Origin of the sequence: Enterococcus sp. AZ171 (assembly GCF_051714005.1) — a bacterium.
In the GTDB taxonomy this organism is placed as follows: domain Bacteria; phylum Bacillota; class Bacilli; order Lactobacillales; family Enterococcaceae; genus Enterococcus_B; species Enterococcus_B pernyi.
This window is the reverse complement of the sequence record NZ_JBIORA010000001.1, coordinates 1,123,786-1,141,401: the sequence shown is the minus strand read 5'-3', so window position 1 is coordinate 1,141,401 and position 17,616 is coordinate 1,123,786. Positions and strand designations below refer to the sequence as shown.

Below are 17,616 nucleotides of genomic sequence, written 5' to 3'. Positions count from 1 at the left end.
AACAATCTCATTTATAGCATATTCTGTTATTTTAACACTCTGCTATTTTCTGTTGGCGCTGGTGCAAAAACCAAAGCGAATCCTCGTACAGCAAGTTTTTTAACTGGTGTCGTCGGTGAGTCAACAAAGCGCACAATTGGCTTACGGGCATCATCGAAATTGTTTTCGACTGTAATATGATACGAACCAAAACCACCATCTGTATAATCAGGTTGACATGTTCCACCTAACCAGAGATATCCCCCGAATATATTCGGAACATCACTATACGTAAACGAGGCATTTCCATCTGCACCTAATCGAATATAACTACCTTTCGCGTATCCATCCGCTTTCTGGAAAGTTAAAGTTTCCCAAGCCAACCAAGCACAACCGCCCAAATAAATTGCTCCATGGTTATTATATTTATCAGTTGTTACTGCCTGTGCATATTCAATCCCCACATTGATTCCATTAGAAAGCAAGCCACCATTAAATTTCTTCAATGCCGAAACCGTTTGAGGAGTTGTTAAATCCATTAAACTTGTCGATGCTTCAGCTTTTGTCAGAAATAATTTCTCTTGCTCTTTCTCACTTTCATCAATATAATCTGACATACGTCTCTCAATGTATTCTTCAGTGATATCCCAGCTGTAGTCGTTTGGATTATTACTATCTTTAATTCCTGTACCAAAATATTTGTACATTCTTTCTCCTGTTACTTGTTTTGATAGATAAAAAGGCGCAACTAATAGATTGGGCTGGTATGGTGTAGCTGATTCACCTTCTTCAATTTTAATTTCATTTTTAATTTTGATAGTACCTGTAAAGCCGTTTAATAGTAATTGTAACCAGGCACTCGTTATCTCAGAAGGATCGAACGATATTTCATGTTTAGTCGCCATTGTTTCTACTTCTACCCACTCATTTAATGGCAAATCACTTAACTTTATATGCAAATAAGAAAGAGAACCACTTTGTTTATTTAAGCGGTAAAGCAAATAGTTATTTGATGAAGCTGGATTATCTAAAAATACTTTGGTACTCATCGTGTATTTTTTATTCGGCGACAAAATTGGTACTTCTGTTTGTACATAAGCATTAGGATTTGTAGTGCTATCGGAAAGCGTGAATGTCGTCGCATTTTCTTCACTACCTTTTGTTACTCCCGTCCCAACAATCCAGTTATTTGAGTCAACATTTCTAAATAAATTGGGATTTCCACTATAATCGTATTTTCCAAAATTAATGCTGTTCGAATACATCCTTTTGAATCTTCCGAGATTCTTGACTTGTTGACTTACTTCATTCACTTTGTCGACAAGTTTTTCTACTTCTTCATTCATAGTAACTATTTGTTCATTGGCATGATCAACAACTTCCTTCACGTCTCCAAGTAGTTCTTCAATCACACCTGCTGATTCTGCTTTCACTTGTTCAAGCAACTGTTGAAAGTCCTTGAAATAGTATTCTCCGTTTAATTGGATATCCCAATCGATTACTGACTTTTCTATAGTAAATGAAAATGCTAAGTTATCCGTATGGCTACCATCAGGGAAATCAATATAAATATTCGCATCCACTTTTCCTTCATACGAAAGTAACATGTCAGGGATTGGATATTTTACAATTCCTTCTAGGTAGCTTTCAGTTATGATTTGATGATCAAAAATAGGAAATTCCTTTTTCTCATCCCCAGAATAAATGAACATCAAAAGACGAACCGTTGCCCCAAATAAATCAGTTGGACGACCATCTTGATTTTTGATTTGAAATTGTAATAAACCAGCATTTTTATCATAAGACTTAAAGGTAAATCCAGTGATTTTTGTAGCACGACTTGCTGGTTCTGTCGGTACTACAATTTCTCCTGTCTTTCTATTCATATGCTTCCTCCTTAATATCTGTACTCACGATTTGATTCTCTTCCAAATCCAAGAATAGTTACCTTTCTGTCCTCTGTATTGACACTTACCACGGAAAAAGCATCTTCTTGAACGGTACCGATTTTGCTAGTATCTCGTACAAATGCACAATCAAGTACTGTAGAGTAGAATCCCCCCATTTGATCTGGTGTATAGAAGTATTCTGCGTGTCTATGCCCTGCAAAAAAACCAACAAAATTGCTTTCGTTACGATTTGAGAAATCCACTGACAAATTCACGGAATAATCTTCTAATGTTGAAACTAATGTGGTGGACGTTTTAGAAACAAATGCAGATATGAGTTGTTTAAGCATCTCCCCATTTTTTAGGGCGCCTGGTTCAACATCATCAGGTTGTACTGGAACGTGCGTTGCCATAATCACATGGTAATCATTAGGTAACGTCCCGAGTGCTTTCTCTGCAATCCATTGCAATTGCTGTTCACGCAAACCAAGTGACCATTGATCAGTATATTTTAACGTTCCGTTTGCGTTGATTGTCATTGAATTATCTAATGTATCGATGATTACCAAACGGACTTTCTTTTCAGGGAAATCTTTATAATGGTACTGTCCTTCTATATCGTAAACTTTACCATCTTGATTTATATACTTTTTGAAAATAGTTAGTTGCTCCTGCCCCGTTAAAATGTCTTTTTCAAATACTTTGTTTCCTTCGTTAGTAGTGTCCCAAACAAGAGTACCAGCATCGTGATTTCCCCTGACAATAAATTTATTTAAGTTATTCCCTTGCGAAAATCGCTCACAGTAACGCTCTAAATTACGAATGTTGATTGATTTGTCTTTGTGTTCGCTATCCACGTTGTCACCTAAAGCGGCGATAGCATCTAAATCATTTTGAATGTACAAAATATTATTCAAATTTTTTAAAGAACGATATGCTTGTGTTCGCCATGTTCCTTCATCAAAATGTGAATCTGCTACAATTCCCAAATTAAATCGTTCAGGATTTAGCTTCGATCGCAATTCTTCTAGTGCTTCTACAAAGTAAAGCCGAGGCAACGTGTTCTCGGCTTCATCTGGGAAAGGCATCAGCAGTTGTCCATGTACCTGTAATATTATGAGCGTGACTACCATCCATCGCTATTTTCAATTTCAATATTCCTCCAGTCGTTACACTTCCAAAATAAGTATCAAACATTGCTGGCACATAGTTCACTATACCTGTATCCGTTGTTGGCCGAAATCCTTCTGGAAATGTAATTGGCGTAAAAATGGCATTGTTTGCAGCTTTTGCATCATCTAATGTACCAACCGAAGCATTCATACTTACTGTATCCCCAATTCTAGTAAGATAGATATCTCCCCATTTACATTCTGACAGGTTAGTAACTGGATAATGCTTAGTTACCATATTCGAATCGTAGAAAGCTTTTGTCGCTTCTGGAGTCATCAACTTTGTATTATTAACTCCGAGCTTTGCTTCCTCATCTGTGGCTAATCGAGCATCTGTTTGCTGTGTTACCCTTTGAGGCGTCATAAACTTGTTTGTAGCGATCCCCTGCTCTGCATCCATTTTTGAAGCTGTCGCAAAATTATCGAGTTGATTTGTACGCCCGTCGATTTCCGAAAGTTCGTCGATTAATCCACTAAAATCTTTGTTTTCCACGATTTCTGAAATCAAATGCTTGTATCTCTTGTAGTACTCGACTAACTCTTGTAAATCCCAAAAGTAATTTCCTTCCCAAATATTTTTGCGAATACCAGGAAGCACACGATAGTTGAAAGGCATCGTACTAAATAAATCCGATTCTGGTTCTTCACTATCCGCAAAACTAAACCACGCTTGAAATTCACCGACCTTCTGTAAAAAAGCATCGATCAATGTATAAGAAACACGACTACTTGCGTAATCTATCCTTTCGACTTTATCCCGAATTTTATATTGTCCGATTCGCGCATTAAAAAAGACAACTTTACGATCAAAATCTAAAAGTTGTCCTTCTTCAACAATTTCAGCCTCAAACGTTTGGCTGTTTTTATCATCTTGAATAATTCGAATCGGTGGTAGATAATTTATCGGCTCCGTTGTACTCAAAATCATTTTATGTTTAGGCAATTTTTATCCCCCTTATCAAAAACTAATATAATCTCTCGCATTATGAAAATGCGCTGCGGACGATGGATAAAATTCGTCCATAAATTGAAAGTGTAAATGTTCTCCTGTGGATGGACCAGTAGTGCCCATCAAACCAATTTGCTGACCAGCAGTTACCTTCTGACCTTTTGAGACATCCACACGACTTTGATGAGCATAGCCTGTATACATTCCATCTGCGTGTTTGATTACTGTCCAGTTTCCATACCAGTCATAATAGTTCGCATCCCCCGCCACGATAACCTCACCGTCTGCAGAAGCAAAAATTGGTGTATTTGGATTACCGTTTACCAAATCGATTCCGTTATGGAATTCTTGAGTTCCAGTGATTGGAGAATCACGCCAACCAAATTCGCTCGTCACTGCGATTGGTTCTGCAATTGGTTTTACATATCCTTTTGAAACGGGGCTTTCCAAATCTTTGAACTTGTCATACCATTCCTGTGCCCATGTCGTCCGTTCTGGATGTGGATCACGCGGACGTTCAAAGTTAGCTACAAATGCTTGAGTTGCCGTGTTGATATCCGTCAAATTCATGAATTGTGTCCATGAATAAGGATAAGCGCTGGTGGCGATCCATTGCCCGTTCGGGGCATGCCACATCAAGAGTTTAAATTGTGCAGTGATTGTGTCTGGATTGTCGCTAATTCCTGCTTTAGTCATTAAATTAACCATGTATACACGTCCACTAGTTGCCCCTGTGGAATCCGTCCACTGCCATACACCATAACCAAATCCTGGTGCGCCATTGCCCTCATCAGCGGTTGGATTAGCATCTGATTCTCCTTGAGCATTTCCTAATAATCCAGCAGCAGCTTGTTTAGTAAAGCCTGCACCTACAGCCATTGCCCATATCTGCCAATAACGTTTGTCGCGATCACTAGTCACTTCTGGTGGATATTGTCCATTCCAACCGTTGCCGTTTCCTCCAGCATTTCCTCCGCTAATCTCCTTACCTTGGACAGTAAGTTTGCCTTGGACATCCAAATCACCGAAATAAATGGCTTTACCATTTCCAAGCAAGGCGAGCCCTTTTCCTACAGTTGGAGAAATCAAAATATACTTTCCGTCACCATTTGTACGCATGACCAACGAATTGCCTTCTAAAGGTGTTGGAGTAGTTGCGTCTGGAAAGGGATTCCCAACTGAATCAGTTGTCCCAATTGTTCCAATCGATTCTTTCGCATTCCAGAATTCCATGCCCTTCTTAGTTAACTCCATAATCTTGGTTTTATTATTCCAAATTTGAAGAAGTCCGTTAACGAGTTTTAAGGTATCACCTGTATTACTAAATGAATTCTCAAAAACATCTGCATGAATTATTCCAGTCTGAATAAAATTAGCATTGAATATACTATCCAATGTCCAAGCAGAATTAAAAGGACCATTCCAACCATTTTTAGAAAATGCAATTCCGTTTTTGTTCATTCTTAATACTTCTTTTGCTTTGTTCAAATCTGGATTATCCATTATAAAAATATTTGAAGGCTTTTCTTTTGGCCATAAAACTACATAACCGCCTGCATTTCCTTGACCTGTAATCATAGAGGACACATAATCATTAAAACTACTCATATAATTATTCGTGGCATAATCTTTTAATTTATCTTGAATGGTTACGGCTTGTTGTTGATAAAAAGCAACTTGAGTATCCCCAGCTTCCAACTTCAAAACCTTTTCAGATAATGAATCATATTGAACACCGCTAACTTTCGATTCAAAATATAGCTTATATTTTCGATGATATATTTTAAACGTATCAAATAACCCATAATTTCTTATCTTAACGAATTCTTTTCCTTCTTCTGTGTCTGTTAATTTGTCGAACTCAACGGTAATAGAAATCTTCGGTTTATCACAGCCTGGATTAATTGTTTTGAAATAATTCTTAGCTATTTTATTTAAGCTATTAACATCTTTAACTCCCTGTTCTTCTGTGAATTGAACGTGTTCTGTATATACATCAGGATAATTATTAATATATTCGCTATCTACTGGCGAGCCATAGATTCGACTAGTTGTACCAGTATCACTTTGAGGATCAGCATAAGGAATAATTCTTGTTTTCACGCCTGTCCAATCTAACTTAACTTTTAATCCAGATAAATCTTTTCCATATCGGATTGTTCCAATATTGTCACGGCCTCTTCGTTTTAATAAAGATAGCTTAAATGGCTCACGTTTAATTTCTCCGCCCCAATACTGAAGTAACGATCCTTGTTCGCCAGCAATACAATTTAAAACATTTCTTGCTTCAAAAGTTGTACTTGATACAGTTGTAATATCAGAATATAAGCGTATATCTGATTTTTTATCCATATTGTTTTCAATAATTGCCATTGCTTCTTGACCAGTTTTAGAGTCTACTTCAGCAAAAGTAACTGCTCGTCTTCCAAGCCGATTTGTACGACTCTGGGCATAAATAGTTACGGTATCTAAAAAGGTATCGATATCTTTATCATCAATAAAAAAGATATGATACCCTTCTTGGTCATTTGGTTTTGCTTTTATTTGATAGTCATTTTCAAAATATTCATCAAATCGAGTGCCTAATGGATACTCCAACTCTAATTCATATTTTCCATTTGCTACTTCATATATCTCACATTTTGTGGTGTCCTTCAAAATCCCTAAACCATTCGTAGAAAAATCTGTCTCGGTAGGACTATATATTCTTGGTATCATACTTTTCTCCACCACCTAGGTATTATTTCAAACGAATGTATATTATTCGTCCATTTGATTTCATTTTTTCCAGGATATAGAAATGGAAAATCTAAAAATAAAGTGACATGATCTTGATGTTCTAAATTACCATCTAGTTTTCGATAAGACTCTTCTAATTTAGAATCTATAAATAATTCTCTATCTAATAGTTTCAAATCATATTTGTCATTATTAATATAAAAAGAAGCATCTCCAGAACCACTCAATTTAATAAGCGGTTTTGAAGCATACTTCTCTGGATTAAATAACTCGAAAGCTTTTATCTGTTGAATAGCAAAACGACCACTGTAATTTTCTTTGAATGGTCGAAGACTAACTGTAAATTCAAATGGAACTATGTTCCCTGTTTTTCTTGTTCCTTTAAATTCTGGCGCTTCGGTTACTATAGCTTGATAGATATATTGTTGATCGTAATAAAGAATAAAATCACTATAAGAGTTCATATCTAACCATTCAGTAATTCGATCTTCCCATTCCTGCACTAAATCAATCGATGGTGCTTTGTAATAACATTCAATTTTTCTAGTAACGTTTTTGTAATAGGCTTTATCAATAATAATTGAATCATTACCTTCGCGATCTCTCAATTCAATTACACGACTAGCCGAAACAGAAGCAGGCCTATTTTGAATATATACGTTAAACTCGGAAGAATAATGTTGATTGATAAAGAATTGTCCTCTTTTAAGTTGCATATAATGTCCCTCCTACTGCATCAGCATCTCGTTTCATTTGTCTCGTCAATTCTGTTTTCATCTTCTTGGCGATTTGTTTGATCATCGAATCAGGTAGATCTCCATAAACATTTATATGCAAGTGAATTTCACTCACTGAATTAGATGATGTATTTTGTTTAGTTTGCACCACTGGTTGACTATTAGAACCTGTAACAACTGGTTGAACCGATGGAGTTTTCACTAAATCAGTCATTGTCTGATCCAATTTACTTTGTTCTTTATCAATACCAACGATAATACCTTGAACAATATTTTTTCCTACCATGTCTCTCATCCATCTTGATGGAGAATGAATATCTAGTGCACCTTTGATAGAATCTTTGATGTTTCCAGCAATTCCCGTAATAGTCTCTTTTAATGCGTTCCATTTTTCTAATACACCATTTATAAGCCCATCAATGATATTCTTACCGATTTCAAACAAGTCAATTTCCCTTAATGAATCAAATATTTCTTTCACACGATTGATAGCATTTGAAACACCATTTTTTAGATTTGTCCATGCGTTTTCAGCGGAGTTAACAATTCCAGTAACAATATTCCAGAAAGAGTCCTTAATGTTATTCCATGTATTGATCATGGTATTTTTTATAGAAATCCATGTATTGTATGCTGTATCTTTAATGTTCTGCCAAGTATCTTTGAAGAACTGTTTAATATTATTCCAAGTGGAGATAGCATTATATTTTAAATCAATCCAAGTTTGAATAACAGAAAACTTCAATTCAATCCATTTCTGAATTGCAAAATATTTTATATCAATCCAAAGATTAATAAAAAAATGTTTTATGTTTAACCAGATTGATTTAGCTTGATTTACCACTTCATTCCAAATATTTATCAAAGTAAGTTTGAAACCTGTCCAAATATTAATCGCAGCAAAATAAATATTTGTAATATAACTAACAAAAATATTTTTTATAGATTCCCAAATATTTAGAGCACTTTCTTTGATATTATTCCAAACGCTAATCATATTATTTTTTGTTTCTTCCCATCCTCCGGAAATCATGGAGGTCACAAACAAAACTGGTGCAAGTATGACATTTTTTAAAATCTCAAAAACATTTTTACCAATTTCAACAAGATTGTTCCACAAATCTTCTAAATAAAAAGTGGCATGTAAGAATGCGTTTTTCAAACCAGTAATCAATGGACCAGCAACTTCCATAATCGAACCTTTAATTTCATTCCATTTTTCAGTTGCTGAATCTTTTATGCTTTGCCAAATATCAGAAACCCATTGCTTTGTATTCGACCATGCGTTTTTTACACTATCAACCGCATTCTTTGAAGTTTCTATTGTTTTATCAAATAAACCTGTTGCTCCACTCTTAATGCCTTGCCAAGTATTTGAAAACCATTCCTTTATTCCAGACCAAGCATCCTTGACACTCTCAACGGCATTTGTTGCCATTTCTTTAGCAGAATTCCAAGTATCAATTCCCCAATCTTTTATATTCTTTAATACACCAAGTACGGAATCTTTTACATCATTCCAAACGGATATAACTTTGTTTCTAAACTCTTCATTGGTTGCCATAAAATAGCCAAATACAGCAATCGCTCCGACAACAGCTCCAACAATCAACACAAACGGATTTGCTGCGGCTATTGCTCCCATAATTTTTAATGAGTTTCCGATACCAATTATGGCATTTTTAAAGTTATTAAAACTCTTTATAATTGCCGGTATCCCTTTAAGTTGAAACATTAATGCACCGAAAGCAGTAGTTGCAGGAACCAGAAATGGCATCATAAATTTCAAGGCAGAACCAAATTTTTGAACTGCATTAAATAAATCACCTAAAAATGATACTGCTGTAGGAATATTTGCAGCAATTACTTTCAAAAAAGATTCCATGGAACTGCCAACTTTATCAATAATCCCCTTAAACCCACCTAAATCAGCATCTACTAAGGCTTTATTTAATCCTTCTATTACTTCACCAACACCACGAGTAACAGCTGTTTTGGCATTCTGGATAGAGGTTTTAATCCCCTTGGTTGAATCTTTAGCAATTTGATTTAATGATTTAAGTCCTCCGCCACCTTTAGTATCCATTTCTATTAATTGATTTTGGAACTCTTCAACAGAAATCTTACCTTGAGACAACCCTTCTTTAAGCTCTCCCATTGTAATTCCCATCTTTTTAGCGATAGCAGATAGAGTAGGACCAAGTTGAGCATTAATCATTGAATTCCAAGTTTGTGCGTCTACTTTTCCGTTTGAGAAACTTTGAGATAGCTGAATAACAGCTTCATTTACTTGATCAGTTGAACCACCAAACCCAAGAATCCCATCATTTAATGCTTTAAATATTTGAGTCGAACGAGTCAAATTCCCAGTAGAAGAAGCAAGAAGTTGTACATGACTTATCGCATCATTCAAAGCGGTAGGAAGTCCTTGAATACCTTGAGATAAAAGCCCATTCTTTCCGATATTCTTCATAATTTCTGAATTGCTGAATCCCATATTTTGGAAATTTCGTAGAGCATTATTCATCGTATCTACTCGATCAATTGCTCCACTTATGGAACCTTTAATTAGATCAAATCCAGCTCCTACAATTTTAGTCACTCCACTGGCTAGAAAGCTACCAGCAAATATTTTCCAAATACTACCTAATGAACTGCCACTTTTTCTACTCGTTCTTTCGATAGTTCCATCAAAAGAACCTAGCTTTTTGACAGCATTATTCATGCCAGCAGTAAAACCTGATTCATCTAATATCATCTTCAGAATTAGGTCATCGTTATTCAAAGTATCACCTCCTAAAATTGGGTGAAGTTATCGTAGTACTCAACATCCTCATGCTCTTTTACTGCATCTCGAAAAGCAAAAAGACGCATTAACTCATCAAAGTCAGTACGTTCAATTTCTGGTAACGTCCAACCTGCTTCGAGTAATTGCGTCTTTAAATCTAATTCTCGATAAGTAATCGAATGTTTAAAAGAAGGATATTTGAGAGCTTCGCTTACTTTTTTTTCGTTTCTGTATAAGTTTCATCAAAGCCTGCGGTAACAGATTTTAATAACTTACCTGTCAATGGAGCAATTTCTCGAGCATCGATCCCTTGACGATAATCTTCACCAGTAAACTGTCCTTCAAACAAAATATCTGCAATAAATGAATAAGCTCGACTTAATGCTTCTGATACTGATTTTCCATCTACAGCATTTTGCATTCCTTCCATCACTTCTGCCGCTTCTTCTACAACTAGACCTGGTAAGAACTCAGCAGATTTGAATTGCACTTGTTTATATTTCCCATCTTCATTTTTTTTCATTAATTTAATTGTCGTTTGATATTTAGACATTATTTTTTACCTCCTGATAGTTCTTCTTGTTCTGCTTCTTCAATCGGGATTGCTACTTTTGTAAACCAGTTTTCAATCATTGTTTGATCAACGCCTTCATCATCTTCATCAACTGAGTACATATATCCAAGTCCTGGTACATCTACAAATGAACCCTTCCAAGTTGGATGAGTAAAACTTACTTTACTTCCTTCAATAGTTGAAGTTTCATCTGAATCTAAAGCAAACTGACCTTTATAAAAGACTGTATAACGGTATTTTCCATTCGACTTTTTACGTCGATAGGCAAAAGCACCATCTTGGGCAATATCTTCTCCAGAGCGCAACGCACCACCTTTGACAAGTTTTCCTCCAGTGATTGTTGCTAAAACTTTATGAGTATACCCATTTGCTTCTAATTCAACTTCTGCACCACCAAACGCAGTAAATTGATCTTGAACAACTGAATCACCATAGTCTTGTGTTGTTTCATAATTAGCTGTAGGTTTGATACTAACCGCTGTTCCCATCGTCATTGCAGTATCATATACTGGAAGTTCTCCTGACTCATCTTTCAAAGGAAACCAAGTAGGTTTTTCAACAGAAATAATTCCAGTTTTGCTTCTTTTTTCTCCCATTTATTTTTCACTCCATTCAATATATTGTGGAAATCCTAATGTGAAACGAATGTGTTGAACACCATCTGTTTCATCAGGTAAATAGTTTTCTGGAAATAGTGTTTGACTATCGATTGTAATCGTATTAAAAAAAGCCCCACAGCGTGAGACTAATTCATTAACTAATTTTTTATCAGATTTATTATCAATCAATGCAATATCAATTAAGAAAGAAACATTTTGAACATCAATCCCTACATTTTCAGTCCCAGATTCCATTACTGATAAAACAAAGTAAAAATCTTTAGTTGACTGCATAACTGAATCAAGATATATTGTCCCATCTGGATATATTTCTTTTAATTTACTACTGATTTCAGCAATGATTTTATCTTTCATGTTACTTTCCTTTCTTAACGATTTTTATTGCCATTTGTTTAAATCTTCGAGGAATATAAGACATATTTGCAAGATTTGTTGCACGGGTCAACATAAACCGTCCTTTTACAAATCCACCATTTTTAGTCCTGTGTCCTTCTTCCACATACTTAAAGTAATGTTCATTATTTATAACCGCTCCAACAATACGACCAGATGAAAGCTTCCTAGCTTTTACTACTCGATAACCACGTCTTAAATCACCTGATTTTACAGGAGTTAAGGGTTTAGCTAGGCTAACAACTTTATTCATCGAATCATTCACAAAAGATATTCCTTCTTTTTGAGCAATTACAGTCATATTTTTAAAATTCTCAATGATCTTTTCTGCATTAGATTCATATTTGAGATCAGCCATTTTTTTCACTTCCTATCAAATTCACTTCACAATGACTAGGATAGTAAAAAGGCTTAGTAGCAAATAGAGAAAAAATTAAGCCACTGGCCTTTTGAGTTATTGTTATTCGATCTCCTTTTTTTAGTTTAATCTTAGGATGAACAAATAATTTATATGTGTCAGTCGAAACATTTACCATCTCTCCATCTTCTATGACTGCTAGTCCATCGATTTGACCTTGTGAAAGAGCGCAAGAGATAGGATTATCATATACTTTTTTGTAATCTTGAATAGTAATATTTGTATTAGAATCTTCAATGTCCATTAGTCTTTCGATAATACAACTATCTTCGTAAGTAGTTTCTAAAATATCTGCTTCATTCATTAAAAAAACTCCAATCCTCCACAACCAATAACCCTTCGTATCAAATCGCCATATCCTAGAAGTAACTCACTAACAGCATTTGCTGTTGAAGCATAACTAATCGTTGTATCGCCACGTCTAACTGAAGATACTGTTTTTTCTGATTCATTTTTTATTATTTGATACAACACTTCACTAATCACGCTTTTTAATTTTTCCCATGAAATATCATTTTTACAAGTGTTGTATGATTCAATTTCTAGCAAAATTATTTCTAATAAATTAGTTATACGTTCTTCACTCAAGTCTGGAAATTCTTCTTTTGTAGACCCAATGATCTCCATTTTTAGCGATTCATCCATCAGATCACTTCCTAAATTCTATTAACATCAATTGCTTCTTCCAAAATTGCAATTGCTTCTTTATCATCTACAGAAATGATAAATTCGTTATTTGAATCTGCTGTGATAAATCTACGAGTTTTAGGATGAACAAACCCAACAAAATTTTTAGTTTTACCTACTCTATATTTCACGACTTCATCTTTTTTTACCACTGTAATTCCTCCTATCAAAAAAGGGAGTACTAACTCCCTTTTATTCAGACTTTAAATTTAAAATTGCCCCAGAGTTTGAAGCGTTGTATTCAAGCGAGTATTCACCTACAAGACCGATACGTCTTGAATCAGTTGTTTTTGCAAGTTCTTCTGCTCTCCATTCACGTAATGGACGTAGTTTCACATAATTAGTATCGATTGCGGCAATTGTTCCTTTTGGCAATGATGGTTCCAGTAAAGCAATACCTGTACCGTAATTGGACACGATATTTCCAATTTGCAATCCAAAAGTTACTCTTTCACCGAACTGAACAATTTTTGTTGATTTTCCATCTAACTCATCAGTCATTAACTCCTGCATATCTGGAGAAATCAAGCATAATTTTTCTCCCATATAACCTTTTTCATACATCAATTTAAATAAACCATCGATATCTTTTCTTGTTACTGCACCCGCAGTAGCTGTTTCTGCCTTATTTGCTGAATTGATCAAGTTCAAAATTCCATTCATTCGACGACCCTTAGAACCATTTTCATCAGCTTTTACACCAGTAATCAATTTTCGGTTCAAATCAATTTTCATTTCCATACCACGTAGTGCTACTTGATTAGTTAATTCGTTTCCGACACCATTCACATTAATAGCATCTAATGTACCAGATACAGAAGTAGATTTTCTAAAAATTTCAGTATAGTTGTTAAACCAAGTTCTACCTGATTCAGCATCTGGATAATCTCCGCCCTCAAGCTTTTCAGAAGAATCATCGTTATTGATATCATATTCACGCCATTTAATTTCTGTAGAGTTTGCTTGCTCTGTCTTTCCAGCACCAAGTAAATAGCTTAAAAAAGGTGTATTTGGTACTTGCATAGCATTAATCGCTGGTGAAATATCCAAATACTCTAAATTATTTAAAGATGTTTTTTTCATAATTTGTCACTCTCCTAATTAAATTGTTGTAGCATTTCGCCTAACTTACCCATTGGATCATCAATATTTTCTTGTGTATTATCAGTTGTTTGTTGCTGTTTTTTCGTACCAAATGCTGTCTGCATTTCTAGACTTTTAATTTCTTCGGAATGTTTCTCTTTAATAGATTCCAAAACGTTAGTAAAACCTTCCACAGCTTTTTTAGTGAATTCTGTATCAGAACTAACAAGATTATTTAACATAAATTGAGAAATAGAATCTTTTAACTCTCCATCTAGTTCTAGCCCAGCAATTTGTTCAGCAACAAATGCTTTGTTGTCACTTGTCACACGTAAAGCCTTCTCAGCTTCGAATTCAGCTTGTAATTTCTCTAGTTGTATTTGTTCAGGTGACTTGTTTTTCTTGGATTCCTCATATTCCTTGATAGTATCCTGTTTAATTTTATCTAGGTTATTTTGTTTCCAAGCTTCCAATTGCTTGTCAGCAACACTTTGAGATTGTGACTGAAGAAATTTTTGAGCTTCTTCATTAGATTCCGCAAAAGTTTTGAAATCATCAAAAGAAAACTGTGGATCGTCACCTTCGGCAAAGTATTGCAAATTTATTGGTATTAATGATTTGTGTTTCATGCTTATTCTCCTTTCGCCCCACAATTCGTTTCCACGCCCCGCATTGCTTTGAGTTTTAATAGTTGCGTCCCACCATTCAACCAAGCCCAGTATTGCGCTAGTTTAACGTCATTTCGGACAAAATAAAAAAGCCTAATTACTAGACTTTCCTTCTTTGTAGTCAGTTCTAACAACAATACACCCCATCTTTTCATACCAATTAACTGTTTCTTTTAAATTTGGTAATGTATGAGATAATAATTGAATCGTTAAATTAACGGTATTCTTATCAACTGGAGTATTATCTTGATAATTAACAATTTGATTGCCAATAACAACATAGGCATAATTGCCATTCCAATGATCTCTCAAGCCATTAGGATGGTTCTCAGACTCAATAGCTGTTTTGTAGGCTTCTGCGATATCAGCATTTACATTAATTGTTAGTACTGCTTCATGAAAATCTTTCATTCTACTTCCTCCGTTTCAAATTAATTCCAAAAGAATCATGTGCAAACTCATCTAATAAATCGCCAAATAATCGGTCATATTCTTCATCAATATCCTTTCCTAATTTTGGTAAGTTAGGAACATCCGTACATCTGCAACGACTATGGAAAGGCGCTCGATTCTCACCTATGACAGCATCTTTCAATTTATAGGGATTCTTACTTGCCTTTCCTCCACAAATTCGGCAAACTCTCTCATCCTTTGCAGTTAAAACATTGTATTCCTCAATGCCTGTTTCTAAATATGATTTTTCAATACCGTCTTGGGCAAATTTTGCATACTCCGTTCGAACGAGATTTTCTATCGCTTTGTTATACTTTGATTCTTCTAACTTAAACATGTCACAAATTTCCGAGTCTAATCGCATGGTATTTAGTGCGTGTATAACGCCTTCTCCACTAGCAACACTTTTTACAATAGCATTAGAGAGTTTCTGTTCAAGCGATGAAATATTTCCCCAAAGCCTCCTAGAAAATGTTTTACCCGACCAAGGATAGTTTAGATAACTGTTTAATTCCTCTTGGGATAAATAATTCGGCAAATCAACGCTTAGTAATTGAGCTAACACATTTGCATTTGAAGCATATGAACGTTGCAATATCTCTTCCAATCGATCTGAAAAATACTCGTTTATCTCTGCATCTATTGCATGATATGCAAGGATTTTAAAGATATCAGAACGTATCTGTAGCAAACGATTAACCTTTGCATAATCAAAAGATGGAAAAAATTCATCGATAAACTCTTTGTATTTTGAATCGTACATTTTGAGAGATTTGTAATTTTTTTCCACATATTCACGATATTTTTTTTGATCACTTTTGCTGTAAAACTCCATCATTTCAGCATAAGTAATATCATGTAAGTCTGCTTGAGATAATAGTTTTTCTTGTATCTCTTTCAGCGCATCAGGAAATACACTAGTTAATTTTTTAAGTGTCTGATTTTCTTGTTTGAGCCTTGCTTGATCCTCCAGTTCTCGACGTTTGGTCCAATACTTCGTTTCTATCGTCACTATTGCCACCTCCGCCAAAATTGTATTCACTATCTGGATAAGCACTTCCACTTTCCAATTCCATCATTTCATTTTCATAATCAACGTCTGTTACAAATGGAATTTGGCTCTGAATAGTTCGTTTAGATACGTATGGTGCAAGTTTAGGTAAAGCTTCAGCTAAATAACTTAAATCAGTTGGTAAAGATCTGGAGAAAGTAAAAATAATTTTTTCAGGCTCAATCTCTACTTTGTCATTAAATTTTAGAAAAGCAGCAATTGTTTCTGCGCATTCTTTCAGTCCTTCTCTAAAATATTGCTCTTTAGTATTCGTTTTTGCTTCTAGGCTAATGATTTGCCACTTGCGAGCTTCTCCAGAACTGTTTGATTTAAACACCTCATCGTTAAAATCGATTGCTTTACAAATGGTGTAAAATTGTTTTTTCAATAGATCCATATGATATTCATTGAAATCTTTCGCTAAATCTTTGGTGACATATTCTGCTTTTGCTGTAGGGTCTTTTAAGTTGATAATACCTAGCTGATTCATCATTTCTTTAGCAGTGTCTTTGCTCATTGTTGTACCAGTAACAAGCATGTACGCGAGCTTAAATTGTTCGATTTCGTTTTGTTGATCAGACAAAGCACGATCAATCGCATCTCCAATTTCCTCAGCTACTTCAAAATCACAATAACGATTTGTATTGTTTTTAAATTCGGATAAATTAATCACTTCTAAAGGATTTTTTGTTTCATCGATTTTTTTGAATGTTCCGTTAGTAATAAAATCTAAATCACCATAACAAGCATATGTCGTAATTTCATTTCTAGTTATAACTTTCATTTCTTGGAAAAACTTTTTTTGATAAGAATCATACTTTTCTTTAATATAGATTCCTGCATTTCCATATCTTTCTGCTCTCCAAGGTTCAATATTACTTGCTCTTAACTCCCAACCATCATCGCCTTCCACAGGCTCTAACAATCGGAAAGCTACTCCACATGCACCTTGGAAAGTAGCTGTTTCAGGGTCAAGCATTGCGAATCTCATGGAACCAAGATTACTTGTTAATTTATTAAAAGCTTCTGGAACTGTTGGAAGCTCTGTATCATTTTTTAAGAATTTATCTTTTAATCTTTGGATGAGTGTTCTTTTTTGTTTCGATACATCGTAATCCCATTTGATAGGTATACCAGTAAAATGATTGACTGCTTGGTCTACGACAATTGAATACATACCAGCATGAAGTTTATTATTAACCTTTACAATATCAGTGTTAGGCTTTGGTCTTTTGTCTATTTCATTCTTTTCACTAGTATACGCTAGATATTTTCTTTCACGATCAGCAAAAAATGGTTTCATATCTTCTATAAAACCATTCGGATCAAACATTCCATCTTCAATTTGTGTTGCATATTTAACACGTAGCTTCTTATATCTCTCTAAAGATAATACTGTACTAATCAAAAGCTCAC

18 protein-coding genes are annotated in these 17,616 nt (G+C 34.9%); all 18 read right to left on the bottom strand.

From position 1 onward, the window contains the following. Nucleotides 1-26: 26 nt before the first annotated feature. The 18 genes from IGJ49_RS05540 to IGJ49_RS05455 all read right to left on the bottom strand — a co-directional run bounded on the left by IGJ49_RS05540 (nt 27) and on the right by IGJ49_RS05455 (nt 17,608). Nucleotides 27-1,865, bottom strand: a complete 1,839-nt coding sequence (locus IGJ49_RS05540) for a BppU family phage baseplate upper protein (protein ID WP_438722699.1) — start codon at nt 1,863-1,865, stop codon at nt 27-29. Nucleotides 1,866-1,876: 11 nt separating this feature from the next. Then, the gene (locus tag IGJ49_RS05535) at nt 1,877-2,956 is read right to left on the bottom strand and encodes a metallophosphoesterase family protein (RefSeq protein ID WP_438722697.1); all 1,080 of its coding nucleotides are present in this window, start codon (nt 2,954-2,956) and stop codon (nt 1,877-1,879) included. Continuing rightward, on the bottom strand, nt 2,940-3,983 hold the full coding sequence (locus IGJ49_RS05530) for a BppU family phage baseplate upper protein (protein ID WP_438722695.1): 1,044 nt from the start codon (nt 3,981-3,983) through the stop codon (nt 2,940-2,942). The genes IGJ49_RS05535 and IGJ49_RS05530 overlap by 17 nt, the downstream gene beginning before the upstream one ends. A gap of 15 nt (nt 3,984-3,998) precedes the next feature. Then, on the bottom strand, nt 3,999-6,707 hold the full coding sequence (locus IGJ49_RS05525; RefSeq protein WP_438722693.1) for a phage tail spike protein: 2,709 nt from the start codon (nt 6,705-6,707) through the stop codon (nt 3,999-4,001). Beyond that, nucleotides 6,704-7,444 (bottom strand): phage tail protein, encoded by a 741-nt coding sequence (locus IGJ49_RS05520; RefSeq protein WP_161637872.1) that lies wholly within the window; start codon nt 7,442-7,444, stop codon nt 6,704-6,706. Before IGJ49_RS05520 ends, IGJ49_RS05525 begins: the two co-directional genes overlap by 4 nt. Then, the gene (locus tag IGJ49_RS05515) at nt 7,434-10,223 is read right to left on the bottom strand and encodes a phage tail protein (protein ID WP_438723971.1); all 2,790 of its coding nucleotides are present in this window, start codon (nt 10,221-10,223) and stop codon (nt 7,434-7,436) included. Before IGJ49_RS05515 ends, IGJ49_RS05520 begins: the two co-directional genes overlap by 11 nt. 241 nt (nt 10,224-10,464) lie before the next feature. Next, nucleotides 10,465-10,806 (bottom strand): phage tail assembly chaperone G, encoded by a 342-nt coding sequence (gene gpG / locus IGJ49_RS05510; RefSeq protein ID WP_438722691.1) that lies wholly within the window; start codon nt 10,804-10,806, stop codon nt 10,465-10,467. Beyond that, nucleotides 10,806-11,423, bottom strand: coding sequence for a major tail protein (locus tag IGJ49_RS05505; RefSeq protein ID WP_438722690.1), 618 nt, complete (start codon nt 11,421-11,423; stop codon nt 10,806-10,808). Before IGJ49_RS05505 ends, gpG begins: the two co-directional genes overlap by 1 nt. Next, nucleotides 11,424-11,801 carry a phage tail terminator family protein gene (locus IGJ49_RS05500; RefSeq protein WP_010752291.1) on the bottom strand — a complete coding sequence of 126 codons (378 nt, stop codon included), beginning with the start codon at nt 11,799-11,801 and terminating at the stop codon, nt 11,424-11,426. A gap of 1 nt (nt 11,802) precedes the next feature. After that, on the bottom strand, nt 11,803-12,198 hold the full coding sequence (locus tag IGJ49_RS05495) for an HK97 gp10 family phage protein (RefSeq protein WP_113846688.1): 396 nt from the start codon (nt 12,196-12,198) through the stop codon (nt 11,803-11,805). Further along, nucleotides 12,191-12,562 (bottom strand): hypothetical protein, encoded by a 372-nt coding sequence (locus IGJ49_RS05490; RefSeq protein ID WP_002321636.1) that lies wholly within the window; start codon nt 12,560-12,562, stop codon nt 12,191-12,193. The genes IGJ49_RS05495 and IGJ49_RS05490 overlap by 8 nt, the downstream gene beginning before the upstream one ends. Then, nucleotides 12,562-12,903, bottom strand: coding sequence for a hypothetical protein (locus IGJ49_RS05485; RefSeq protein ID WP_438722687.1), 342 nt, complete (start codon nt 12,901-12,903; stop codon nt 12,562-12,564). Before IGJ49_RS05485 ends, IGJ49_RS05490 begins: the two co-directional genes overlap by 1 nt. 11 nt (nt 12,904-12,914) lie before the next feature. After that, nucleotides 12,915-13,115, bottom strand: coding sequence for a hypothetical protein (locus tag IGJ49_RS05480; protein WP_438722686.1), 201 nt, complete (start codon nt 13,113-13,115; stop codon nt 12,915-12,917). Between the two features lie 22 nt (nt 13,116-13,137). Next, nucleotides 13,138-14,028, bottom strand: a complete 891-nt coding sequence (locus IGJ49_RS05475; protein ID WP_034867678.1) for an SU10 major capsid protein — start codon at nt 14,026-14,028, stop codon at nt 13,138-13,140. Between the two features lie 14 nt (nt 14,029-14,042). Then, nucleotides 14,043-14,657, bottom strand: coding sequence for a DUF4355 domain-containing protein (locus IGJ49_RS05470; protein ID WP_438722684.1), 615 nt, complete (start codon nt 14,655-14,657; stop codon nt 14,043-14,045). A gap of 132 nt (nt 14,658-14,789) precedes the next feature. Beyond that, the gene (locus tag IGJ49_RS05465) at nt 14,790-15,107 is read right to left on the bottom strand and encodes a hypothetical protein (RefSeq protein ID WP_438722683.1); all 318 of its coding nucleotides are present in this window, start codon (nt 15,105-15,107) and stop codon (nt 14,790-14,792) included. Nucleotide 15,108: 1 nt separating this feature from the next. Then, nucleotides 15,109-15,987: a minor capsid protein gene (locus IGJ49_RS05460; protein ID WP_438723969.1), complete on the bottom strand. Its 879-nt coding sequence runs from the start codon at nt 15,985-15,987 to the stop codon at nt 15,109-15,111. Between the two features lie 91 nt (nt 15,988-16,078). After that, nucleotides 16,079-17,608 (bottom strand): phage portal protein, encoded by a 1,530-nt coding sequence (locus tag IGJ49_RS05455; RefSeq protein ID WP_438722681.1) that lies wholly within the window; start codon nt 17,606-17,608, stop codon nt 16,079-16,081. Nucleotides 17,609-17,616: the final 8 nt, after the last annotated feature.